The sequence below is a fragment of the Pseudomonas sp. genome (assembly GCF_050739655.1).
GTDB lineage: Bacteria > Pseudomonadota > Gammaproteobacteria > Pseudomonadales > Pseudomonadaceae > Aquipseudomonas.
Genome location: NZ_JBOIBY010000260.1, coordinates 42,459 through 67,809 on the forward strand (window position 1 = coordinate 42,459; position 25,351 = coordinate 67,809).

Annotated in this window: 17 protein-coding genes and 2 pseudogenes; 11 read left to right on the forward strand and 8 right to left on the reverse strand. The window is 57.9% G+C overall.

All coding sequences use genetic code 11. From position 1 onward, the window contains the following. The first annotated feature begins 229 nt into the window (after positions 1-229). Entirely contained in the window at positions 230-1,330 is a 1,101-nt protein-coding gene (locus ACRESJ_RS12965) for a polyamine ABC transporter substrate-binding protein (protein WP_431758237.1), read from the forward strand. Between the two features lie 107 nt (positions 1,331-1,437). Here the strand turns inward: ACRESJ_RS12965 and ACRESJ_RS12970 are convergent, their stop codons facing one another. The 3 genes from ACRESJ_RS12970 to ACRESJ_RS12980 form a co-directional block, all read right to left on the reverse strand. Continuing rightward, entirely contained in the window at positions 1,438-1,893 is a 456-nt protein-coding gene (locus ACRESJ_RS12970; RefSeq protein WP_431758238.1) for a glycine zipper 2TM domain-containing protein, read from the reverse strand. 75 nt (positions 1,894-1,968) lie between these two features. Then, on the reverse strand, positions 1,969-2,949 hold the full coding sequence (locus ACRESJ_RS12975; RefSeq protein WP_431758239.1) for an EamA family transporter: 981 nt from the start codon (positions 2,947-2,949) through the stop codon (positions 1,969-1,971). Between the two features lie 487 nt (positions 2,950-3,436). Next, positions 3,437-3,715: a Rho-binding antiterminator gene (locus tag ACRESJ_RS12980; protein ID WP_431758240.1), complete on the reverse strand. Its 279-nt coding sequence runs from the start codon at positions 3,713-3,715 to the stop codon at positions 3,437-3,439. A gap of 209 nt (positions 3,716-3,924) precedes the next feature. On the opposite strand from ACRESJ_RS12980, the gene ACRESJ_RS12985 reads away from it, so the two are divergent. The 9 genes and pseudogenes from ACRESJ_RS12985 to ACRESJ_RS13025 form a co-directional block, all read left to right on the forward strand. Next, the gene (locus ACRESJ_RS12985) at positions 3,925-5,145 is read left to right on the forward strand and encodes a helix-turn-helix domain-containing protein (protein ID WP_431758241.1); all 1,221 of its coding nucleotides are present in this window, start codon (positions 3,925-3,927) and stop codon (positions 5,143-5,145) included. Between the two features lie 36 nt (positions 5,146-5,181). Then, the gene (locus ACRESJ_RS12990; protein WP_431758242.1) at positions 5,182-5,811 is read left to right on the forward strand and encodes a Vgb family protein; all 630 of its coding nucleotides are present in this window, start codon (positions 5,182-5,184) and stop codon (positions 5,809-5,811) included. A 214-nt stretch (positions 5,812-6,025) separates the two neighbouring features. Further along, positions 6,026-7,732 carry a ShlB/FhaC/HecB family hemolysin secretion/activation protein gene (locus tag ACRESJ_RS12995; protein WP_431758243.1) on the forward strand — a complete coding sequence of 569 codons (1,707 nt, stop codon included), beginning with the start codon at positions 6,026-6,028 and terminating at the stop codon, positions 7,730-7,732. Positions 7,733-7,756: 24 nt separating this feature from the next. Then, entirely contained in the window at positions 7,757-18,022 is a 10,266-nt protein-coding gene (locus ACRESJ_RS13000; RefSeq protein WP_431758244.1) for a filamentous hemagglutinin N-terminal domain-containing protein, read from the forward strand. Further along, positions 18,022-18,381, forward strand: coding sequence for a hypothetical protein (locus ACRESJ_RS13005; protein WP_431758245.1), 360 nt, complete (start codon positions 18,022-18,024; stop codon positions 18,379-18,381). Before ACRESJ_RS13000 ends, ACRESJ_RS13005 begins: the two co-directional genes overlap by 1 nt. Before the next feature lie 94 nt (positions 18,382-18,475). Further along, positions 18,476-18,838, forward strand: a pseudogene (locus tag ACRESJ_RS13010) (transposase); the annotation flags it as partial. A gap of 46 nt (positions 18,839-18,884) precedes the next feature. Continuing rightward, on the forward strand, positions 18,885-19,529 hold the full coding sequence (locus ACRESJ_RS13015) for a hypothetical protein (protein WP_431758246.1): 645 nt from the start codon (positions 18,885-18,887) through the stop codon (positions 19,527-19,529). Between the two features lie 441 nt (positions 19,530-19,970). After that, positions 19,971-20,201 (forward strand): hypothetical protein, encoded by a 231-nt coding sequence (locus ACRESJ_RS13020; RefSeq protein ID WP_431758247.1) that lies wholly within the window; start codon positions 19,971-19,973, stop codon positions 20,199-20,201. Positions 20,202-20,311: 110 nt separating this feature from the next. Next, positions 20,312-20,425, forward strand: a pseudogene (locus ACRESJ_RS13025) (transposase); the annotation flags it as partial. Positions 20,426-20,499: 74 nt separating this feature from the next. Here ACRESJ_RS13025 and ACRESJ_RS13030 read toward each other — a convergent pair. Next, positions 20,500-20,898: a GFA family protein gene (locus tag ACRESJ_RS13030; protein ID WP_431758248.1), complete on the reverse strand. Its 399-nt coding sequence runs from the start codon at positions 20,896-20,898 to the stop codon at positions 20,500-20,502. 239 nt (positions 20,899-21,137) lie between these two features. Here ACRESJ_RS13030 and ACRESJ_RS13035 point away from each other — a divergent pair, with 239 nt between their 5' ends. Then, positions 21,138-22,148 (forward strand): GlxA family transcriptional regulator, encoded by a 1,011-nt coding sequence (locus ACRESJ_RS13035; RefSeq protein ID WP_431758249.1) that lies wholly within the window; start codon positions 21,138-21,140, stop codon positions 22,146-22,148. Between the two features lie 41 nt (positions 22,149-22,189). Here the strand turns inward: ACRESJ_RS13035 and ACRESJ_RS13040 are convergent, their stop codons facing one another. The 4 genes from ACRESJ_RS13040 to ACRESJ_RS13055 form a co-directional block, all read right to left on the reverse strand. Beyond that, a complete protein-coding gene (locus ACRESJ_RS13040; RefSeq protein WP_431758250.1) occupies positions 22,190-23,041 on the reverse strand; it encodes a CAP domain-containing protein in 852 nt (283 codons plus the stop codon). 100 nt (positions 23,042-23,141) lie between these two features. Further along, the gene (locus tag ACRESJ_RS13045) at positions 23,142-23,780 is read right to left on the reverse strand and encodes a helix-turn-helix transcriptional regulator (protein WP_431758251.1); all 639 of its coding nucleotides are present in this window, start codon (positions 23,778-23,780) and stop codon (positions 23,142-23,144) included. 20 nt (positions 23,781-23,800) lie between these two features. After that, positions 23,801-24,436 (reverse strand): hypothetical protein, encoded by a 636-nt coding sequence (locus ACRESJ_RS13050; RefSeq protein WP_431758252.1) that lies wholly within the window; start codon positions 24,434-24,436, stop codon positions 23,801-23,803. Positions 24,437-24,546: 110 nt separating this feature from the next. Further along, the gene (locus ACRESJ_RS13055; RefSeq protein ID WP_431758253.1) at positions 24,547-25,314 is read right to left on the reverse strand and encodes a metallophosphoesterase; all 768 of its coding nucleotides are present in this window, start codon (positions 25,312-25,314) and stop codon (positions 24,547-24,549) included. Positions 25,315-25,351 lie beyond the last annotated feature (37 nt).

A 25,351-nucleotide genomic window follows, 5' to 3' on the forward strand; every position in this document is an offset into this window, starting at 1 on the left:
TCATTCGGACAGGGATTTTGGCCATTTTGATCCCCTTTTGGCCAATCGCACGCTGTGAACCCACCAAGCTGTCAGCAAGAATCAAAGCCGGATCGCTGATGTACCAGCGCTGACCAATCCAAAAACCAGATCTTTTGCTTCCTTTGCTCCAGGCCTTTCAAGGCCACTGCCTTCTCGAACATAAAAGTACAGACAAAAAACCAACGAGCTGACACTGGGGAACTGATCCATGGACACGATGAAACGCATGCTGGGTGCCACCGTTTGTGGGCTGACCCTGCTGGCCAGCGCTGTGCAAGCCGAAACGCGCGAACTGAGGGTGTACAACTGGGCGGATTACATCCTGCCGTCGGTACCCAAGGATTTCGCCGCTCAAACCGGCATCAAAGTGACGTGGGACACCTTCGACACCAACGAGTCCCTGGAAGCCAAGCTACTGACGGGCAACTCGGGCTACGACCTGGTGGTGCCGTCGAATCAGTTCATCGAAACCCAGATCAAGGCCGGCGTATTCCAGAAACTCGACAAGTCCAAGCTGCCGAACTGGAAGCACCAGGACCCGGCGCTCCTCAAGTTGCTCGACGCCAACGACCCCGGCAACCAGTACGGCGTGCCTTACATGTATGGCACCGTGTTGATCGGCTTCAATCCGGCGAAGGTCAAGGCGGCGCTGGGCGAGAATGCGCCGGTGGACAGTTGGGACCTGGTGTTCAAGCCCGAAAACATGGAGAAGCTCAAAGCCTGCGGTGTCGCCATGCTCGATTCACCTTCGGAAATCCTGCCGCTGGCCCTGCATTACCTGGGCCTGGACCCGAACAGCCAGAACCCGGATGACTACGAAAAAGCCAAGGCGTTGATGTTGAAGGTTCGGCCTTACGTCACCTACTTCAACTCCGCCAAGTACATGACCGACATTGCCAACGGCGATATCTGTGTGGCCATCGGTTACTCCGGCAGCTTCTATCAGTTCGGTAATCGCGCCAAGGAAGCCGGCAATGGCGTAGTGGTCGACTGGCGTTTGCCGAAGGAGGGCGCGCCGATCTGGTTTGACACCTTCGCCATACCAAAGAGCGCGAAAAACGTGGATGAAGCCCACGAGTTTCTCAACACGCTGCTGGACCCTAAAGTCATTGCGCCGATCAGTGACTTCCTCGGTTATCCGAATGCCAACAAAGACTCATTACCGCTGATCAACAAGGACATCACCGGCAACCCGAACCTGACCCCGACCTCCGAAGCCCTGGCGACGCTCTACGTTGTGCAGCCGTTGCCGCAGAAGCTTGAGCGGGTGCGGACGCGGGTGTGGACGGCCATCAAGTCGGATAAATAGTGCTGTGTAGGAGCTGCCGCAGGCTGCGATCTTTTGATCCTGCTTCTTGAAAGTCAAAAGATCGCAGCCTCGTTGCACTCGACAGCTCCTACAGGTGGCGAGTCATGTCAGCTCTGCGGCACAACCCGAGCTTCGTTGCCGGCGCCTTCGATATACACACTCTGGCCTTTGCTCAGCGCGGCATTGATCGGCTGGGTCACCGACACCAACACGCCGCTTTTGGTACGCACGATGATCTGCTGGGCCTGTTGCGGCTGATCGTACTTTTTCTTCTCCGCGTAGTTGCCGCCCGCTGCGCCGGCAAGGGCACCGGCGACCATGGCAACGTCGCGCCCGGTGCCTGAGCCGATCAGGCTGCCAATGCCCACGCCCGCCAACCCACCGAGAATGGCACCGACACCACTGTCATGATTGGTCTGCATTTGCGTCATGGTGATCTGCTCGATTTTCCCCGAGCGGATTTCCATCTCGCCAGCCCCTCCGCTTCCCGCATCCACGGCGGCACAGGCGCCCAGCAGCAAACTCATGACCATGATCGTCAACCAGGAAGCCGTGGTTTTCATGTCGAACTCCATCATCCGGGGGAAAGTTTTCCGTCAAACGCAAATCAGACGAAAAAGCCTAGCACAAGGTTTCGTTCAGCCCTGTTCCACGACTTTGGCGGCAGGTTGCGTCGCTCCTGATGTGTTCGCGCCTTTGCGCCAGGTCAGCAGGACAATGCCGGTCACGACAATCACACCGCCTGCGATCTGGCCGGCGCTGAGCATCTGATCCAGCACAATCCAGCCCATCAGCAGCGTCGCCAACGGCTCGATGTTCATCACGGGCGCATTGCGTGGCATGTCCAGGCGCGGCACGGAAATGAACAGCACGATAAAGCCTGTGCCGTAGAGCACGACCAATGTCGCCAGCGCCAGCCAGCCGGTGCTGGTTGCCGGCAGGTTCAGGCCACCGGGGAGGGCACCGGTCATGCCGGCCAGGTTGATGCTGCTGAAGACAATGAAGATGGTCAGCAGGCTGCGCACCGAACCGCGAACCTGAGACAGTTTGTGGTCGGTGATCCACAGTGCGCAGGCAAATACGCTGGCGGCGCAAAAAGCCAGGGCGACCCCCAAAAGCCATTGCGGGCCGGCACTGGCGTTATCTGCGAGGCGACCCGGTACGTCCAGTACAAACACCAGCCCCAGCAGAATCAGCCCCATCAGCGTGGCGGTCCGGGCGGTCGGTCGCGCGCCGCCCAGTGCCCAGGTGAGCAATGCCAACAAGATAGGAAAGACGTTGGCCACTAGTAACGCCAGTGCCACCGGCACCCGGGCGACGGCCGAATACAGGCACAGACTCTGGGTGGCAATCAGCAACCCCAACAGCAATTGCCAACGCCAGGCCCCCGGCGGCAAACGCAGGCTCTGGCGTTGCCACAGCACCAGCGCGGCCAGCACGATCAGTGTTCCGCCCGAGCGCATCAGGATTGCCAGCAACACACCGGCACCATCATCGAAGGCCACCCGCGCCGCGACATGATTGCCGGCAAACGCACAGCCCATGCACAGCAAAACCAGCACGGCGAGATGGCGAGGGAAGGGCGCAGGCGCTTCCTGCCGGGAGATCGGTTGGGTCATGGCAGTGTCTCAAGTAAAAGTGCGCCAGCATGAAGTGTGGCTGCGAGTTCTTATAGGTTGTCGTACAACTAGGTTGAAGTTGTAACGTATTTGATAGGCCGTAACAAGGGCGAAACCTGGACTGCTGCCGCTGTGGTCCACCCGAACAGACACAGATAACTTGTAGGAGCCGGCTTGCTGGCGATGTTCGTCAACGATAACGCGATCATCCTGACTCACCGCGGCGGTCTCGGGTTTTTCGCGGGCAAGCCAGCTCCTACAGGGATTGTGAGTCGTCTCCCATTTGTAGGAGCCGGCTTGCTGGCGATGGTGGTCAACGATGACGCGTCAATCCTGATGCCCCGCGACGCCCTTGGGTTTTTCGCTGGCAAGCCAGCTCCTACAAATCAGCCCGGTCAGCGAGCAATGATCGCGGCAAAATTAGACGTCGTACGACTTTCGGTGATTAACCCGGTAGAGGCGCCATCCCGCGGGTCTGAGCTTGTCGCTAGAACGTGCAGACGGCATCGGTAAACACCACCCGACCGAACTGCGCATCAGCATCCAACGGCGTGACCGCCAGCAGCTGGTCCAGACGAATCTCCTGCTGGCCGCCTGCTGTTTCAAGGCAGAGGAATTCTTCCTTTTCGCTGGAGGTGCGCGTGGTCAATGCCTTGGCCTCCAGACGAGAACCATCTTTCAACTCGATATCCAGTCGATAACCGCGCATGCAGGCAATCTCCAGATAGTCGTACAAGTCGCAGTTCATGGGCTGGTATGTGTTCATCGCATGACTCCTGGCAACCTGAGCAAGCGTCGTATGTCAGTGGTTTGGTCCAGCATAGGCAGGCCGGATCGCAGCTGCAATTTAAGGCCTCTTCGCAGACAACAATCAGGACATACGGCTTCCTTAAGGACAGCCTGCGTGGCAATTGGTCTAAGTTAGACTCAACAACGACTACCCGACGATGGAGTAATCCCCGTGGCAGGTTTGCAATGGACTCGCTGATTACCGCCGCCGCCCAGGCACTGGCAACCGGTGATCCGCTCGGTGCGCTGGATCGGGTGGCGCTGCGTGACGATGCGCCGGCGCTGGCATTGCGCGGTATCGCCATGGCGCAGTTGGGCGATCTGGAGCGTGCCAGGACGCTGGTGCGCAAGGCCGCGCGTGCCTTCGGACCGAAAGAGGCGGTGGCCCGGGCGCGGTGTGTTGTCGCCGAAGCGGAAATCGCTCTGGCTTCGCGGGATCTCGGCTGGCCAGTGAAGGCCTTGCATGTGGCGCGGATGACGCTGGAAGCGCACGGTGATCGGGTCAACGCGGCCCATGCGCGGTATCTGCAGATTCGCCGTTTGCTGCTGATCGGGCAACTGGATGACGCCCAAGTGCAACTCGCTGAACTGGACCCGGCCACGTTGCCGCCGCCATTGCGGGCCACCCATGAACTGGTGGTGGCGGGCATTGCGATGCGTCGTCTCGATGCGCAGGTCGCACGTGCTGCACTGCACAGAGCGGAAGTCGCAGCGTTGCATTCCGGTATTCCAGCGCTAAAGGCAGAAGTCGAAAGCGCGGCGGGTGTTCTGAACAGCCCCGCCGCAGGCCTGCTTGACCAAGGCCAGGTACGACTGCTTTTACTCGACGAGGTGCAAGCCCTGTTTGCCTCGACATCGCTGGTGGTGGACGCATGCCGCTCGGTGGTGCGCGGCGCGGGCATGTCGCTTTCCCTGGCCAGGCGCCCGGTCCTGTTTACCCTTGTGCGAACACTCGCCGAAGCCTGGCCAGCTGACGTGCCTAGGGAAACCCTGATTGCCCGGGCCTTTCGCCTCAAACTCAGTGACGAGTCCCACCGTGCCCGGCTGCGGGTCGAAATCGGCCGACTGCGAAAAGCACTCAAACCCTTGGCCGACGTAACAGCCAGCAAGCGTGGATACGCTTTGAGCCCGCAGGTTTCCCCCGACGTTACGCTGCTGATACCTCCCGTTGAAGAAAAGTATGCAGCGCTGTTTGCCTTGCTCGCTGACGGCGAGTCATGGTCGAGCTCGGCCCTCGCGCTGGCGCTGGGCAACAGCCAGCGCACGGTGCAACGGGCTCTCGAAACGCTGGCAGCAAAGGGCAGGGTGCAGTCGTTCGGGCATGGACGTGCACGGCGCTGGCTGACGCCACCGGTGCCCGGTTTCGCGACGACCTTGTTACTCCCTGTTCCGCTGCCCGGTGGCTAGGATGAAGGCCACCACCCCCTTTCGAGGAACACCAAGATGAAACAGTCAGCCGCTGAAATCCTTCGTGAATACGGCCCCTTTGAAGGCGTCGATGTTGTGCATGGCCTTACCTGGGACGGTCAACGGGTGTGGCTTGCAACCACCGACAAACTCCGCGCCCTGGACCCCGAAAGTGGCCAGATCTTGCGCTCGCTCGACGTCGCCGCCCACGCTGGCACCGCCTTCGATGGCAAGCATCTGTACCAGATCGCCGAGGACCGCATCCAGAAAGTCGACCCACAGACCGGACAGATACTGACGACAATACCGGCTCCCGGAGGCGGCAATGATTCGGGGCTGACGTGGGCCGAGGGCTCGCTGTGGGTAGGCCAATATCGTGAGCGAAAAATCCATCAGATCGACCCCGCGACTGGAGCCATCCTACGCACCCTCGAATCCAACCGTTTTGTCACGGGCGTCACCTGGGTTGAGAGCGCGCTGTGGCACGGCACATGGGAAGGCGACGAAAGCGAACTGCGGCGCATCGACTCGACAACCGGCGAGGTGCTGGAAAGCCTCATGCTACCGGCCGGTGTCAGTGTTTCCGGGCTTGAGTCCGATGGCGAAGATCGGTTTTTCTGCGGCGGGGGCAGCAGCGGGCGGGTGAGGGCGGTTCGTCGTCCCTGAAAATCGTCGCGCTACGTTAAAGGGCTGGCAGCGGGTTTGGCCAATGGATGCCCGTATCTACGCCACGTCGAATGGGTTGTTTAATCGCGTTTATTCAAGAGCGACTGTTCCCACATCACAACCGGAGGTTTCGCGCTGATGCGCCGGAACCGTCCGGTTTTTTCGTTTCTGGTGATTCGTTACTTTTTGGGCTCTCTAATTCGAGGGACTGAAAATGAATCCAATCGCCATTGCGGCGAGATTGTGCGTGGCTCTGCTATGCCTTTCTCCGCTGATTTCCGTCCACGCCGCCCCCACCCCAGGCGATACCGACCTGATCCGCGAGCGTCAGGATCGTTTGCTCGAAGAGCAGCGCCGACGCCTTGAAGAGCTCAAGGAACTGCCCGGCGAGGAAGCCCAAGCGACGCCGATGAAAGTTCCGGTCGACACCCGTTGTTTTCCCAACAAGGACATCGAACTCAAAGGTGCCGACAGCCTTTCGGTCAGTGAAAAAAGCCGTCTGTTCAAGCCCTGGATCGGCCAATGCCTGGGCGTTCCCCAACTGAACGAACTGCTCAAGGTCATCACTGACCACTACATCGAAAAAGGCCTTGTCACCAGTCGCGCCTACCTGCCGCAACAGGATTTGTCCGGCGGGCATCTGCTAGTAAGGGTGATCGAGGGCCGGCTCGAAAGCCTGAAAGCCGCGCCGGACAGTCGATTGTCCGAACGCGAACTGGCAATGGCCTTCACAGGCAACGTCGGTGAGTTACTCAACTTGCGCGAGATCGAACAAATGCTCGATCAGCTCAACCGCTTGTCATCCAACGAGGTCAGGATGGAACTGGCCCCCGGCAACAGCCTCGGCGGTAGTGAAGTGCTGGTCACCAATATTCCGCAAAAGCCATGGCGCGCCGGGCTTTCGCGCAGCAACGACGGTCAGCGCAGCACCGGCGAACAGCAATGGGGCACGACGTTCGACTGGGACAGCCCGCTGGGCCTGGCCGATCAGTTGATGCTGCGGGGTGGCCACGATGCAATGACCGATCATCAGCACACCTCCAGCAACGCCATGCTCTATTACAACCTGCCGTGGGGCTGGTGGAATTTCACGTACACCTACAGCCAGAGCGAGTACCGCTCGCAGCTAAAAGCCAACGGGTACAACTTCAAGCAGACCGGTGACAGCCTAACCCACCAACTGCGCGCCGAACGGGTGATCCACCGCGATTCCGTGAGCAAGACCTCGCTCAATGCCGGGCTCTCGCATTTGCGCACCGACAACTTCATCGAAGACAGAAAGCTCAAGCCCAGCAGCAACCGCCTCAGTGAAATGCAGTACGGCATCAACCATGGGCGGAGGGTGGGCGGCGCCTTCGTCAACCTGGACCTCGGCTTGCAGGAGGGCGTCGGCGCTTTCGATGCACAGGGCAATGACCATTCGGGACCCGGTGCGCCGAACGCGCGTTATCGCAAGTACGCCGCCACCGCGAGCTATCTGCAGCCATTCAAGATTGGGGGCGAGTCGTTCAGCTTCACCAGCCTGATGACCGGCCAGCGCAGCGAAGACGTGCTGTTCGGCCCACAGCGCACCAGCCTCGGCGGGCAGTCGTCGATCCGCGGTTACAAGGATCAATCCCTGTCTGGTGACAGCGGCGGTTACTGGCGCAGTGACCTGCGCTGGAGCCGCCCGGTCAGCGCTCAATGGCTGCGTCCGCTGTTCTCCGAATACGGAACCGGCTTCGGTTACGACCAGGGCGTGATACGCAACGATCGCTACAACGGCAATCAGCACGGACGTATGTCGAGCAATTCACTGGAACTGTTTGCCCGTGGTCAGCACGTGGCGGCCAGCATGACCTTTGCCCATTCCCTGGAGAGACCGGACGCGCTGCCCGAGCGCGAGGCACCGATCTACTTTCGCGTGGACCTTTTCATCTGAATTCGCTTATTGGAGATCAACGACATGGACGTTCGCCAATACAATTTTCTCGTTCGCCAGCCTTGCGCCCTGGTGAAACCCCGTGACCACTTCTGGGGTATGCCCAAGCGCGGCGTGGCCTTCCTGTTGGCCAACGTCATGTTCTGGCAGCCGATCTGGGCGCAAGCCAATGGCATCGTTGTCGCCTCGCCGGGCACCACGCTCGATCAGGCCGATAACGGCGTGCCGATCATCAACATCGCCACGCCCAACGGCAGCGGCCTGTCGCACAACCAGTTCCACGACTATAACGTCGGCGCCCAGGGCGTGATCCTCAACAACGGTTCGGCTCGGACCACGGCCTCGCAATTGGGCGGGATCATCATCGGCAATCCGCACCTGAAGAACAGCGGTGCGGCGCACACCATCCTCAACGAAGTGGTCGGCGGCAGTCCCAGCCAGTTGCGCGGTTACACCGAAGTAGCGGGGCAGTCGGCGCGGGTCATCGTCGCCAACCCTTACGGCATCACCTGCAATGGCTGCGGCTTCATCAACACCCCGCGCGTGACCTTGACCACCGGAAAACCGGTGCTGGATAACGGCCGGCTCGACCGCTTTCTGGTTGATCAGGGCAGCGTTTCCATCGACGGCGCCGGGCTGAATGCCAGCAACGTCGACAGCTTCGAAATCATCACCCGCAGCGCAAAAATCAACGCCGAGGTCCAGGCAAAAAACCTGACCATCGTCGCCGGTCGCAACGACATCAGCGCACAAACCCTCAACGCCACGGCTCGCACCGACAACGGCAGCGCCAAGCCGCAACTGGCCATCGACAGTTCCGCGCTGGGCGGCATGTACGCCGGGGCGATCAAGCTGGTGGGCACCGAGGCGGGTGTCGGGGTAAAGCTGGCTGGCAACCTGGCGGCCAGTGGCGGGGATATCCAGATCGATGCCAATGGGCATCTCAGCCTGGCGCAGACCGCCGCCACGAACGCCGTTAATGTCAAAGCCGCCAGCCTTGACGCCCAGGGGCCGGTCTACGGCAACACCATCAACGTCCAGACCCAGGGCAATCTGATCGTGCACCAAAGTATCGCCGCCAGGGACGGCATCCGTTTGAGTGCCGGTGGTGTGCTGACCAACAACGGGATCGTTGAAGCCGGAATCAATGCCGATAACAGTCGCAATGACAAGGGCGATATCAGCCTCAGTGCGCAGGCACTGAACAACAGCGGAAGAAGTGTGGTCGCCAGTCGTAATCTGGCGGTGAGTGCTGCGCAAGGATTAGGTAATCAGGGTGGCACTCTCAGTGGAAAAGACACCGCGATCACCGCCGGCACCCTCAACAACAGCGCAGGCAAGATTGCCTCGGGGCAATCGCTGAGCGTGCGGGCGCAGAGTCTGGACAACCGCAACGGCGGCCTGATCACCGCAGCGGGGAAGTTGACCCTCACGGCCAATGAGGCGGTCAACACTGCCGGGCGCATTTCCGGCAAGGGCGATATCGAAGCGAACATCGCCACCTTGAACCAATCGGCTGGCGAGTTGGTGGCCGAAGGCAATTTGTTGCTGATCGGCAACGCGCTGGATAATCGCCAGGAGGGTCTCGTCGCGTCACTCAAGACACTGACCCTGGATGTCGGACAGATCGATAACCGCGGCGGCTCGCTCTCCAGCCAAGCGGGGCTGCACGTCAAGGGTACCCGCCTGGACAACAGCGATGGCGGCAAGGTGTTATCGGAAACCACGCTCGGCGTGAGTGTCGACCAAATCATCAATGACACGACCGGCCTGATCTTCAGCAAAGGTGCGACCACGCTTACCGGTATCGGCCTGAGTAACGTGGGTGGCCGGATCGTCAGTCAGGACGACCTTGGCTTCGCTTTCGATGGGGTGGTGAACAACCGGCGCGGCAGCATTCACACGCCGGGCCAGCTGTTGCTGAAAAACCTCAACGAGGTGAACAACCAGGCAGGGGAAATCTCCGGGGCCAAGGCCTGGGGCCTGAAGGCGCAAAGCCTGAATAACGATGGCGGCAAACTGCTCAGCAATGAAAAGCTCAGCCTTGTCATTGACGGGGCACTGAGCAACGTCAAAGGCCTGATCGCCGCTGCCGGCCTTTACAGTCACAGTGCCAGCCTGAACAACGCCGGTGGTGAAATTCGCGTTCGAGGCGGCGCCGATCTGCGCATTAACGACGACTTCGACAACCGGGGCGGGGTAGTCATTGCCGATGACGAGATGTCGATCAAGGCCGCGCGCATGGACAACCGCGACAAGGGCTTGATCGGTGCCATGCAAGCGCTGAACCTGACGGTGGACCACCTCGACAACCGCAATGGTGAACTGTCGAGCAAGGCCGATGTGAACCTGACCGGTGCTTACCTCGACAACAGCGACAGCGGATTCATCCTTGCCGGTGGCAATCTCGCGCTGACGGTGGGGCAGGTGATCAACCGTAATCAGGGGCTGATATCCGGCGAAACCGGGCTGACGCTGAGCGGACACAGTCTGGAAAACAGCGGTCGCCTGATCACTCAAAACGATCTGGCGATCACGCTTTCATCGGATCTGGACAACCAACAGGGCAGTCTCGTCAGCGAAGGCGCATTGGTCATCCAGGCCAAAAGTCTCGACAACGACGGAGGCACAGTCTCCAGCGCGAAGGCGCTGGTCATCGACACGCGGGGTGGGGTCAGCAACCAGGGCGGCAAACTGCTCACCGACTCGACACTCACCCTCGACAGCAGCGCCCTGGATAACCGGTTCAACGGCGTTCTCAGCAGCAAGGGCGACCTGAACATCACCACGGGCGTGCTCAACAACCGCCAGGCGAGCATCTATTCCGCCAGTCAGTTGAATCTGAAGGCAGGGCAGGTGACCAACACAGGCGGCAGCCTCGGTGCAGGCACTTCGTTGCTGGCCACTGTCACTGGCCTCGATCAGCAGGGCGGCAAGCTGTTCAGTAAAGGCCATCTGAGCCTGGATCTGAAGGGTGGCGCGCTGAACAATCAGGAGGGCTTCATCAGTGCGCCAGGTCAACTGCTGCTCAAAAACCTGGCTGACGTGAACAACCGCGGCGGCGAAATTTCCAGTGACCTGGAGTTCGAGCTGATTGCTGATCAACTGGACAACAGCGCGGGTCAGTTGCTCAGCAACCAGAAGCTGACACTGCAGATCGCAAACGCACTGACATCGATCAAAGGCAAGATCGCCGCCGCCGCGTTGCAGGTCCGCGCGTCAAGCCTGGATAACAGTGGCGGCGTCCTGCTCAGTGATGGCGATCTCGACGTGACCCTTAGTGGACTGTTGGCCAATCGGGACAACGGCATCATCAAGGCCGCGCAACAACTCACTCTCAACAGCAACGGGTTGAACAACCAGGGCGGAACGCTGCTCGGTGGTTCCGGCATCGCCCTTGATCTGGGCGCGGCGCTGGGGGATCTGAACAACCAGCAAGGCTTGATCAACACCCAAGGTGAATTGAGCATTACCCACCTGCGTGACCTGGATAACCGCAAGGGTGAAATCTCCAGCCTCAATAGCTTCAGCCTGACCGGCAACGCTCTGGACAACCGTGGTGGCAACCTGATCAGCAACGATCAATTGCAGCTCACCGCCGTCGACGTGAAAAACCAGGGCGGTCTGGTGTCCGGCTGGAATGGGCTGAAGGTCTCCGGTGGCACGCTCGATAACAGCCAGGAAGGCACGATCTCCAGCCTGCTCGGCAACCTGGACATCGACCTGAGCGCAGCCCTGATCAACCACACCAAGGGCGGGCTGGCCGGGAAGGGCGAGCTGAGCATCAAGGCGGCCAGTCTCGATAACAGCAGCGGCCTTGTCACCAGTGGCGGCAAGCAGATATTGACGATCGCCGGCGGCACCCTCATCAACACCTCGGGAGGCTTGAGCCAAAGCAGCGACACGCTGGATATCCGTGCGACGACGCTGAACAACGCTGCCGGCCAGATCATTGCCAACAAGGCCATGTCTTTCACCGGTACGCAACTGGACAACAGCGGTGGCAGCCTGGTGGGTAAAGACAGCGTCACCCTCGATTTGCTTGGAGTTCTGACCAACACCAACGGCGCGCTCGGCAGCCACGGCCCGTTGCGAATCAAAGGCTCCAGCGGCATCGATAACCGAAGTGGTCAACTGATCAGCCAGTCGCTGTTGAGCCTGTTGACTTCCGGCGACCTGAACAACGGTCAGGGCGGCACCCTGTCGGCCAATGGACAACTGGATCTCACCTCTACCGGCGCCGTTTACAACAACGCCGATGGTTTGATCTCCAGTCGTGATGCCGGGGTTTCCATCACGGCCGCCGCGCTGAACAACGCCAACGGCGCCGTGCAAAGCCATGGCGCGCTGACCGTGGAGGCGGGCAGCGGCGTGATTGATAACCAGAGCGGCACACTCATCGCCCAGAACGGTGATCTCAATCTCAATGCAGCCAGCGTCGACAGTCGTGGCGGCATCCTGTCGAGCCTCATGGGGCTGTTACAAACCCGCCTGAGCGGTGTCTTACGCAACGGCCAGGGCGGCAAGCTCGAAGGCAGTCGTCTCGACTTGCGAGCGCTGGGCGGGATCTACAGCGACGGTGGACGTATAGCCGCCAACAGCGGCGGCATTTTGCTCAACGCTGGCAGCAACACCGTCGACAACAGCAACGGCGGGATCTTCGCCAAAGGCCAGGTCACCGTCCTCGGCGGATCGATGAACAACAACGCCGGGCAGGTCAGCGGCAACGGCATCGACCTGGGGCTGAGCAGCCATCTGTCCAACCGTGGCGGTCTGATCGAAAGCGCCGACACCCTGGCCGTGCGCGCCGGCCATCTCGACAATCAGGGCGGCAAGCTGCGCGCACTGGGCACCGTCGGGAAAAGCGATTTCCAGATCGGCAGCCAGTTCGATAACCGTAACGGGCTGCTGGAAACCGCCAATCAACTACTGACACTGGCGACGCCGGGGTTCCTCAACACCGGTGGCTCCGTGACCCATGTCGGCACCGGACTGTTCGACATTTCCACCGCCAACGTCATGAACGCTGGCGGCAATCTGGTCACCCGTGGCGACCTGAACCTCAACGCTGCCAACTGGACCAACAGCAGCGTGATCCAGGCCGGACGCCTGACGCTGAACGTCAACAACTTCACGCAGACCGTCAGTGGCCAGTTGCTCGCTTCCAACCAGCTTGTGGGGCGTGGTGTGAACTGGAGCAACGACGGGTTGATTGCCAGTGACGGCCGCCTCGATCTCCAGTTGAGCGGTGGCTACGGCGGCAATGGGCGCATGAGCAGCCTGGGTGACATGCAGGTCGACGCATCCGCCATCACGCTCAGCAGCGCCGCCAGCATAGCCGGCGGTGGCAACACAACCGTGGGCGCCCGTGGCGGGTTGTCGGTATTGAACAACCAGGGTCGCCTGACCGCGAGCAACAACCTGATCCTGAATGCCGGTGCCGTTAACAACTACGGCACGCTGGCGGGCGGGACTGGAATGAAACTCACCGCGTCGTCATTACTGAACGATCAGGGCGGCTTCCTCTTCAGTGGCGGCGATATGAAGCTTCGGGTGGGCAGCTTCATTAACAGGGAATCCGATGTTTACAGCCTGGGCGCCATCGATATTGCCCGAGACGATGCGGGTAATCGTGCGGCGTTGGTGGAGAACCTTTCCGGTACGTTGGAGAGCGCCGGCAATTTCTCGATTCGTGCTGATTCGATTGTTAATCGCAGGGATCAGTTCAAGACTGTTGCGCAGATGTATTCGGCGGATATTGGAGTTCGTTGCTACGCCTGTGATCAACTGCCCGCCAGCTGGACTGAGTTGAATGACCGCTCGATCCCCTCGCATCTGGTCTGGGAACAGAAGTTCAGCGTCAGCATTCTGGAGGGGGAAAACTCCAAGGCCGCTTCCATCACCTCGGGCAGCAATCTTGACGTGTCTGGAGGTTCATTCCTGAACTCGAACTCGTCGGTCGCGGCTTCAGGAAACATCAACATCAATGTCACCCATTTCGAGAACTCCGGCACTGCCACGGGGGACTACGTTTCTCGTCAATACGTCACGGGTGGTCGAACCCTTGATCAGTGGCGTCAGATCGTTGCGTACAACATGTCCAACGACGCTGATTACAATCAGGACCTGCGCTTTTGGAACGCCAATGAAGTTGATAAAAGGGTGTCTTCGAATCCCGTTCGATACGCGGCCAAAGGAGAGGCTGAAAACTGGTATCAGCGTTTTGGTTCCGTTTTGCTTACTCTGCCTAAATATTCAAGTTCCGTCGATTTTGGCGATTCGCTATACGCAAGCGGTGTCAGAACCGACGTCCCCGACTTCATAAAAAAAGGCGTCTTCAGCGAGAAAATCATCGCCGCAGACCCCGCTGGGTTTGCCTCGGCAATCATCCAGGCCGCTGGCAACGTCACCATCAATGCCGTCAACAAGATCACCAACGGTGTTGAGCGCGCCTACAGTTCGGGCATCTCCGGCACATCGCGCAATGCCGGAACCGGGGCTACCGGTACCGGCAAAACCACGGTTATCAACCTCAACAGCCAGCTTCCGCCGGATCTGGCCCAACAACAGGTCAACCCACTGACCTTGCCCGGGTTCAGCCTGCCGGTGGGCGACAACGGATTGTTCCGCCTGAGCGCTAAGCAAGGCACAAACTCGGGCATCGCTCCGAGCCCACCCCGGACCATTGCCTCCATCGCCGGTGACACGACCCAGCGCTCGAACGCTACACCCGTCAGGGACGCCACCGCGTTGCAGTTCGACGATAACGATCTGGTGTCGGTCAGCAATCGCGAGCTGGCATTGGCAACCAGCCCCTCCCTGAACCTTGACGACAAGACGGCGCAGGTTAATGTCAACGCCGCCTTGATCAATACGCCTCGCGTACAAGGACTGCCCGATACCAGCGTGCGCAGCAACCCTCACAAGTACCTGATCGAGACCAACCCGGTCTTGACCGATCTCAAGCAGTTCATGAGCTCCGATTACTTGCTGGCGAAGCTCGGCTACGACCCGGACGCCAGCGCCAAGCGCCTCGGTGATGGCTTCTTTGAACAGCGGCTGATCCAGCAAGCGGTGGTCGAGCGTACCGGTCAACGCTTCATCAATGGCCAGACCTCCGATGAGGCGATGTTCAAGTACCTGATGAGCAACGCCATCGCCAGCAAGGACGCCTTGAACCTGTCCGTCGGCGTGACCCTGACCGCTCAGCAAGTGGCGGCCCTGACCCACGACATCGTCTGGCTCGAAGCGCATGAAGTGAATGGCGAAAAAGTCCTGGTGCCGGTGCTGTACCTGGCCCAGGCCGATAACCGCCTGGCGCCCAATGGCGCGTTGATCCAGGGGCGCGATGTAACGCTCATCGCAGGGCAGGATCTGAACAACGCCGGGACCTTGCGGGCGACCAACAACCTGGCGGCGTCCGCCGTACAGGACCTCACCAACAATGGGCTGATCCAGGCCGGCAATCGCCTCGACCTGCTGGCCGGGAACAACATCATCAACACAGCGGGCGGTGTGATTGCCGGGCGTGATGTGAACCTGACGGCGTTGAAGGGCGATGTCATCAACGAACGCAGCGTTACCCGCACCGACGTCACCAACAAAGGCTACAACCAGCAACGCGACTATCTCGACAGCGCCGCACGCATCGAAGCGGCGAACGACCTGACCATCAGCGCGGGCAGGGACGTGCTGAACGAGGGCAGCGGCATCACCAGCGGCCGCGATATCGACATCCAGGCCGGTCGCGACATCCACATCGCTTCCACCGAGCAACAAAGCGCCGACTCAGGTGGCAGACAACAAAGCTCGGTGACCCAGTTCGGTTCCAGCATCGACGCCGGTCGCGACATCACCCTGAGCGCCGGACGCGACATCAGCATCGTCGCCAGCGATCTGGATGCCAAACACAACATCGGCCTCGCCGCCCAAGCCGACGTGACCATCGCCTCCGGTGCCGACGAAAGCCATTCCTACTACCAGTACAAAAAAGTCACTAAGCAGGAGGACCACGTCAAACAGGTCGCCAGCACCCTCACCGCTGGCGGCGACGTGGTGGTGAGCGCCGGTAACGACCTGGCGTTGATCTCCAGCCGTATCACGGCGGGCGGCGAAGCCTACTTGGTCGCTGGCAACAACATCGAGCTGCTGGCCGCTCAGGACACGGACTACTCGCTGTACGACAAAAAGAAAAAGGGCAGCTTTGGCCAAAAGGAAAGTCGGCGAGATGAAGTCACCCAGGTGACGCATGTCGGCAGTGAAATCACCACGGGTGGTGACCTGACGCTGGTCAGCGGCGGGGACCAGCGTTATCAGGTGGCCAACCTCAATAGCGGTGGTGACCTGACGCTCGACAGTGGCGGCACCGTTGCGTTTGAGGGCGTGAAGGATCTGCATCAGGAAAGTCACGAGAAAAGCAGCAGCAGTCTCGCGTGGCAGTCGGCCAAGGGTAAGGGCAGTACCGACGAGACCTTGCGCCAGAGTCACCTGGTGGCCCAAGGCAAGCTGGCGATCAACGCAGTCGATGGGCTGAACATCGATATCAAACAGGTCGACCAGAAAACGGTGAGCCAGACCATCGATGCGATGGTGCAGGCCGACCCGCAGCTCGCATGGCTCAAGGAGGCTGAGAAACGGGGCGATGTGGATTGGCACAAGGTTCAGGAGGTGCACGAGAACTTCAAGTACAGCCATTCGGGTCTTGGTGCAGGCGCCGTACTGGCAATCATGATCATCGTGACCGCACTGACTGCCGGTGCCGCGAGTACCGCCATTGGCGCCGCAGCCAATGCAACGGCAGCTTCGGGGACTGCAATGGCTGCTGCCGGTACTACAGCGGCTGGGACAGCAGTCGCAGCAGGATGGGGGAATGTGGCACTCACTGCGGTGGCTACTTCGGCGGCTAGTGGTGCGGCAATCAGTACGGTTAACAACAGGGGAAACCTTCGCGCGACGTTCCGGGACGTGACGTCTTCGGATGCCGTTAAAGGCTATGTGATTTCAGGGGTGACGGCGGGCATAACCGCAGGTGTCTTTGACGACATCCTGAAAACAACTACCAATCCAACAACGGGAAAGGTCATCAATGAGCTCGATAGTCTGGAGGGCATTGGACGGTTTACCGGTAACCAGCTGCTGCAGAACGCTACGTCTACGGTTTTAAGCAATGCGCTCGGCCAGCATGCCGACTTTGGTGATGCATTAAAGGGCGCATTACTCAGCACCTTGAATGCCACAGCGTTCAATGCGGTAGGTGATTTTGCGACGAAGCAGGGGTGGTCAGACGGAAGCCCTGAAAAAATAGCCCTGCATGCCGTTGTCGGTGGATTGTTGAATGAAGCAGCCGGAGGTGATTTCAAAACCGGGGCGCTAGCTGCGGGTGCCAATGAGGCGCTTGTTACTCAATTGGCCGTGTTGGCGGAAAACGACAGCACCTTGTTGTCGATGTCTTCGCAGCTAGTGGGGGTAGCCGCGGCAGCCGTAAGCCACGGTGACGTCCAACAAGGCGCAACCATCGCGAAAGATGCCACGAACTATAACTACCTGCTGCACCATGAAGTAGTGGCGATGCTCGATGAGCAGGTTAAATGTCAGTCTTCGGCATGCAAAGACTCGGTGCGGGACAAATATGCATCACTGGATGAGCAGCGAAATGAGGGGCTTCGCAGCATCTGTGAAACGAATATAAGCGCGTGCAAAGAAATATCAGCGCAACTCCAGGCTGACGTGCCAAAGCTACAGGAACTCGCCGAGCAGCTTCGACGCAGTGGTAATGGCGGCGCTGCGTTCAGTGTTGGGTATGTAATCGAGCAAAGTAACCTGGCTGCACAGAGCACCATTGCATCGGAGGTGGTGCGTCAGCGAGATGGCCAAGCGGCAGCTTTTTGGTCGATGGCGGCTGAGACTTTGGCTGGTGTTGCGGGAGGAGGGAGGCGGGTAGCGGGAGGTGCAAAAGGAGTTTCAACAGTCAAGCATGCATCTGGAGTAGAGTTGCCTAAAAGCCAATCACAGATGATTGCTATTTTTGAGGCCGCGCGGTACCCATCAAAACCTGTTGTTTCACCAACCAGCGGTAAAGTGGTTGGTACACAATATGCGTTGCCAGATGGTTCGCGTGTCCGTGTGATGCAAGCAGATGGTCGTAGTCCTCAGAGAGCCTCGTTTGAAAATGCTAATGGTGGTCCAATAGACCCGACAACGGGTAAGCCACCACAACCACCGAAAGGTCTATCTAAAGCTGAAAGGAAGCAGTGGATTAGAGAAAGAACACATATTGAGCAGGTGGACTAATGTTTGATTTCTTAAAGCTCGTGATGCCGTACCTCCCACTTCACATTGAGTGTGTTGAGTGGGATGGTGACTCCCTGGTTGTCTCTGGCGATAGGTGGAGTTTTGTTACCAGCAGCGCCTGGAGGGTATCCCAAGGTAGAGAATTGTTGTTTGCATGCTGGGATGATCAGAAAAATATACGCACAGAAGAGTTGGTCGGACTCTCAATTGTTAATATGTCATGGATTGCTGGTGATCAACCAATTGACCCCTCATTTGTTTTTTCTGATGGCAGAAGATTGGACGTGTTCTGCACTTCTGTTTGTGAACCTTGGCTGATGACACTTCCAGATAAAAACGTTTATGTTGGAAGTGCATAAGCGTTAAGCGAAGAATCCGAAAAGGGAAGAAAAGTAAGGGGGCAGATTTATTTAAATGGAAAATAAATCCGTCCCCTTTTTCTTTTTTTGCTTCTATTTACTTGCTTGTTGCCGTTACATTGAAATGAACCCTGTACGTGCTCGAATGGTGGCCGATGCAGCGGATTACCCATGGTCCAGCTATCGGGAACGGCTCGGTATAGCCCCCGATAGTCATTGGCTGGACTTCGATCCTTGTTTTTCTGCTCTGGGTAATACGTCGGTGGAGCGATTTGATCAATACGAGGCGTTCATGCGTCAAGCCATTCCCGCCGATGAGATCAGATTGATTCGCGAGAGCTTGCAGCGTGGTCAATTGACAGGGACGAGCCGTTTTGTGGATGAAGTCGAACGGATTGTAGGAGTACGAATAGAGCAACGTGGCCAGGGTCGGCCAAGGAGTGGGTTGGGAAAATAGATCTGTCCCCTTTTTACTTGCCTTTTTACTTAATCTGGAAATCACTATGACTATTGATATTAAAGTCGTGAGTACGCCTGATATTTCAGTTGCTAACGATATAATTAATCCCCATCGGGCTGGAGAGGATTTTAGATCGGTAATGTCTGCAGCTAGTTTTTTAGTCGCTGGTGCGTCGAGTACTTCAATGGCAGGTGTGCTGAGTTTTGTTTACAGCCTGATTGATGAAAAACTACCCGGGTATGATATTTGGTTATTCCTGGGTAACTCTGCTTGGCAACCAGATACTCGAATCATACGCTATCGAGAATTGTGGGGAGGGCTGAAGTTTCGAGGAAGTGAGATTTCAGGTAGTAGTAATTCCCAAGTGTCTGTCGTAGAGGCTCACGGGAAGTTAAAGTTTTTCGGTGCTTTACGTATTTCAAAATTATCTATTTCGAATGTGGTTGAAGTGATTGTTGATGAGCGCTGTTCATATATTGTCGCGACACCCAAAGCTCTTGAAATTAAACGAATTCTCGAGGTGGGGTGGTCTGGAAATATGGTTGAGGATTTTGGATTTTGTTGTTGCATATGCGAAAAAAGCGGTTTGCTTTTTAAGCAGGTTGGTGAGTTTGATGATGATGAATGGGGCTTTGTATCTGTTGGGTCGCCAAAAATTATGGAGAAATTATTGAGTAAATGGTGCTAAAGACATTCCGTCTATTTCTGAATCGAAGAAAGTTACGACTGGTTATGGGCTTATTTATGGGGAAGCGACTATGGGAAGAGGGGTATGTGGGTAAAGGTGACTGGGTAAAGGTGACGGATTTATTTATCAGGGGTAAATAGATCTGTCCCCTTTTTCGTCGCTTTTTCGTCGTCCCCTTTTTCGTCCCCTTTTTCATTTTCTTTTTCCTGATGGACGAATTCGTTATTACACACAGGAAGTGCTCGCTCGTACCGAAGGAGCTACTCGTGGTGCTTCGTTTGCCACGGAGTACAATCCTGCGACTGGTTCCACTAGACAGTGGATGGAAAGCTATGATCATTCAGGAAGTATCATCCGGGTTCACCCTAAAAGCATTAATGGGCAGCCAGTTAGTGCGCAGCACTATCCTCCTACAGGTGCAGAATTAGAGAGCTGGAAATAATGTACTCACAAACTGATCTTGCTATGGATCTAGATAAAACACTGGCTAGAGGTTTCGATGTCTTTAGAATTTCTAAGGTGGCGTTTGAAATTTATCGAGACCATGGGTTAGAAATTACTGCCCCTATGGATCGAGTCCTTCTCACATTGATGGCAATGGAAGATGGCGCGGAATTTGAGTTAACTGAGCCAGAATTTTTGGCTCTGATTTCAGAGATTAAAGCTATGTAGATTGAGAAAGGAAAAGGGGACAGAAAGGAAAAGGAAAGAAGGCGGAAAGGGGACGGATTTATTTTTCTCCTTTGCTACGCTGAAAGCTTCCATGGAAGGAGGAGTCGGATATGCCCATAATCGGACGTATTGTATTACCCAACCACCCGCACCATGTGGTACAGCGTGGCAATAGCCGTCAGGTGGCATTTGCTGTCGCGGAGGATTATCAGCGTTATCTCACGGGTTATTGGAGTACGAATAGAGCGACGTGTGGTCAAGGAGTAAATTGGGAAAAAATCTGCCCCCCTTTTCCTATTTAAGTTTGTGGATGCCAATCCACAAACTCATACCACCCCGCCTTCGAGCCAATACAGCCATGCTCTTGCTTTGTCGGCGAGAACGGCGAATCCAGCGTACCGACTGCAATCGATATCCACTGCGAAAACGCCCCCTTTGAATCACTCCAGAACATGGAAGAGCCACAGTTTGAACAGAACTGACGCAACATGCCCTCGGACGACGCATAGCCCTTGATCGTCTCTGCCCCTGTCAAGATTGAAAGCGCTGAGGCGGGAACGCTGGCGTACGTCGCGAAGGCGGCGCCATGGCCTTTCTGACATTTGCTGCAATGGCAATGGGTGACGGCTTTCAACTCGCTAGTGACGCGATACGTAATCGCGCCGCAAAGACAGCTGCCCTGATAAAGCACATCCATGGTCGGTGATTCCCTGAAAATCGTCGCGCTACTTTAGCGGGCTGACTGCGAGTTTGATCAACGGATGCACCCATTTCTGTCGATAAAAAACAGCCCCGCTTGCCCCCACGTTTCAACTGGCGTAAACAATGCACGCATCAAGCGGCTCAAAGCTGCACAGTCCAATTTTCCGCAGCCAGAAATCAAAGCAGCCCGGGCGTTAAATCACCCGTTCATCAAAACAACAAGCGAGGCGAGCGTTGGTAGAGCGACGTCAGTTCAGCGGTGCCATGAAGGGTAAAAACCTTCGTTACCTCAACGACCATGAAGGCCAGTCGATCCGGGCTCGGGCAGGTTTTTTGCTGCTCGAGCATTTTTCGTTGCCGGCGTTTACCCAGGCACTCGATACGATTGTGACCGCCAACCTGCTGCGGCCCGAGTTGTTTTCCACCAAGACCTTTGGTTTAAAGGAAGGGGAGGTGATCAGTGATTTGGGGTTGGTCATTCGGCCGGATGCGTGCCTCAGTCATGGCGAGATCCAGGAGCTGGATTTATTGGTGATCTGTGGTGGGTATCGTACGGCCCTCACCGCCGATGAGGCGTTGATTGGGCTTTTACACGGGGCGGCTGAATCGGGGGTCAAGCTGGCTGGTGTGTGGAATGGTGCGTGGTTTCTTGGGCGAGCCGGTTTGCTTGATAGCTATCGCTGCGCCATTCACCCCGAACATCGCCCCGCATTGGCGGAAATTGCCAAGCTGGCCCAGGTTACCAGTGAAGCCTATGTGGTGGATCGGGACCGGTTGACGGCCTCCAGCCCGACGGGGACGTTCTATATGGCGCTGGAGTGGATCAGGAGCCTGCACGACAAGGCGTTGACTGACGGCATCGAGGACATTCTGGCGTTTGAAGCGTCGCGTTACCGGCGCATCAAGCCCACGCTCAATGTATCGGTCAGTGGTCCGCTGCGGGAGGTGGTGAATCTGATGGATGCCAACCTCGAAGAACCATTGGAAATGGAGGCGCTCTGCCTTTACGCCGCCCGGTCCCGTCGGCAGATCGAACGTCTGTTCAAAGAGCAGCTGGGTACTACGCCTCAGCGTTATTACATGGATTTGCGGATCACTGAAGCCCGTCGATTGCTGCAACACACCACGTTGACCATCGTGGAAGTCTCGGTGGCCTGTGGTTTTGTATCACCGAGTCACTTCAGCAAGTGCTACAGCTCCTATTTCGGCTACCGACCGTCCAAGGAAATCAGGCTCGTCAAGTAATCTACCGGGTATTCATTGAATACCCGGGCACGCGGGGCCGTTCATTGCGCCCCAAACAACATCGTCCAATAAACCCCTTGATCACTGCGCGCGTCCGTCGCGTAGGCGGCACCGACTTGGGTGAACATCGGGTTCATCAGGTTGGCGCAGTGACCGGGGCTGGCCAGCCAGCCTGCCATTGCCTTGTTCGGTGAGCCTTGGCCGGCGGCGATGTTTTCGCCGATCTGGCGTCCACGGTAACCGGCGGCTCGTGCCCGGTCTGCTGGGGTGTCGCCATCGGGATCGCGATGGGCGAAGTAGTTGCCGTAGGCCATGGCCTTGCTGTGCCCTTGTGCGGCCGCGCCCAGGTTGGCATTCCAGGCCAGAGGTCGTGCGGCGGCGAAGCGCTGGCGACCGCACATCCGTGGCTTGGCCCGGGCGGCGTTGACCTGGGCCAGCAAGGTCTTGCCGACACTTCGTGTATCGCCCATCTGACCGTCCAGCACCGGCCGCGCCAGCACCACTTGCCATTCACCCCGGCTGCGACTGATGCCAATGTCGGCGTACTGACTGTCGAGCAGGGCGGCGCAGTGATCGCTCTGCAGCATGTCGAAAGCCTCTTCGGCATCTCGCGCACCCACGACACGGATGCTGCGCACCGCTACCGCTTGATACCCGGCATCCTTCAACCGTTCCCGCAAACCGCCACCGTAACCGACCGGCAATGCCAGGCTCGACTTCAGCGCCAATGGCGTTAAACGTTGGGCGGGACGCCGTCCACAGTCTTGCGGGTGGGCGCGGTAGTCGTTGATGGCTTCCACCAGTTGTCGTTCAGCTCCGGCGTGGGCGGTTATGGCGATAAAAGGTAGCGAGTAAAGCAGGCACAGCGAAGTGAAGCGCAAGGTATGGCGCATGGGGCGGACAGCTCTGCTGAATTGATATTGTCGGGAGAGGAAGAAGCGCCGATCTAAGACTGGCTTGCCCAGACTTGGTTCACGGGGGAAGAGGACATTTTTACGGGTTCTGCGTGGGGTCCTCGTCCGCCATCGGGCGAAGCTTGAAGCGGCAGACATGACCACCCCGGACCATGCACTCGGAATGCTCGACTTCAGCGCCACCCAACGTACCGATCAAGGCCAGATCCAGTTCACAGACAACCGGATGGGCCGCTGCCAGGCGATGGAACACGCAGTTGTGCGCGACGATTTCCGGTTCGCCGGACGAGCGAAAAAACACTTCGGCTTCGTATCCCGCCTGATTCATGTGCTGCACGATCTTCGCCTCATCGACGACCTGTTGCTCGCGGTCCAGCGCCAGCTTGCGGCCCAGGCTGCGCATCAGGGCCGCCAGGGCCTCGGGGCCGACGATGTCGGCCACTTCATCGATCAGCGCATTGGCCAGTAGTTGATACTGGCGCGGGAACTGCTCCTTGGCGTGATCGGTGAGCTGGTACAGCTGCTCCGGGCGCCGCCCGGTCGGCCGGGTTTCGCCGCGCAGCACCAGGCCATCACGCTCAAGCGCCGCCAGGTGTTGGCGAATCGCTGTGCGGGTGACGGCCAGGTGTTCGGCCAGCTCGTCAATGCTCATGCCGCCCGCGTGGTGCAGCAATGCATTGAGCAAGTCCTGCTGTGTTCGGCCCAGTCCTTGCAGCATGGTGTTTTCTCTTGTTCAGGTCAGAACTTGTCGGGAAATTGCTTGACCAGCGCGGCGGTCAACGCGTCGGCCAGCGCCAGGATGTGCTCGCGCATCATCGACCAGGTCTTCGCTTCGCCAGCATAGTCATGGGCGGCGAATTCATCGATCTGGGCAATGTGGTGCCCGCCATGGGCCGACAGCATATTCACCAGCGTCGCTTCAGGCAGGTTGGGGTTGGCCTTGGCCAGGAACGCCGCAATCGCCTTGGCATTGCTGGTCAACTCGGTAACGGCGGCTTGTTTGCCTTTCGCGTCCTTGGCAACCGTCGCGTCACTGTAGTGTTTCACCGCGCCCCAATGACCGGCAAGCAGCTTGAGCAGTTGATCAGCCGCTGGCTGGCCGTAGAGCGGTGCGATGCTGTTGGCGATTTTGGTTGCGTTGTCTACCACCTGGTCGGCGGCCACTTTGGCTTGCTTTTGGTCGCCGGACTGGTTGGCCAGCGCGTAGTCTCTGATCCAGAAAATATGCTCAACCCAAAGGTCACGCAGTGCCAGGCGCGTGGTCAGCGCGGCGCTGTCCGCAGTGGCTGTAGCGGGAGAAGCAGCAGGCGTTTGGCTCCAGACCGGTTGCGCACAGAAAGCGAGGAGGATCAGAGCCAAGGTTTTGATGTTCATGACAGCACCCTCTGAAAGTGGGAATGTTCGACAATATCAATATAAGCATAAAAATATGTTTTTATTGATTCTGGTCGAACTCTCGGATCAGCGGTCATGTTTTCAGGGGTTTAGTTCTCCAGATCGATCACGTAGGCGGCATTGAATTCAGGATTTTCATTCACGCCATTTTTTGCATAGCCTCGGGCGTTGCAAATGACGCGGGTGTTGCCGACCCGGTAATCAAAGCTGCCATGGGTATGCCCATGCAGCCAAAGCGCCGGCTGCCAACCCTTGATCCGCTCTTGCAGGTCTGACACAAAACTCGCATTGATTGGCGAGCCGGCAAAAGCCGGACTGATGCTGGAACGGGTCGGCGCGAAATGAGAAATCACCACCGTGGGCGTGCTGCTGTCACGGGCAAAGCAGTCGTCCAGCCAGGCGACTGTCTGCAGAAACACCAGCTGGGAAATCGCCGGGCTGAACAAGTCCGGGAAGTCGGGCGAGATTCTGATGTTTGAGTAGTCACGGATGAGTTGGGTCGCGAGGTCGATACCCTGGGCCCGGTTTTCTGCGTCATTGAACAAGCGATAGTCTGACCACAGCGTGCACCCAAGAAAACGCACGCCGTCTTGGACATATTCCGAACGTTCCAACACATGGATCTGCGTGCCTTGCGCCAGTGTCTTCAATTGCTCGTAAGTCGAGATCAGGTCGCTGCCGTAAAACTCATGATTGCCAGCGACATACAGCAGTGGAAGAGGGCACGACTTTGCCCACTCGATGGCTCTGGCCGGACGGGCGATGTCACCTGCCAGGACCACGATATCGGCATCGACCTCGGGAAAAGGTAGCGCGTTGACGGACAAGTGGATGTCTGAAAGCAAGGCAATGCGCATGGGTTGGCTCCGATCTGTTTTTCTTCAATACACCGGG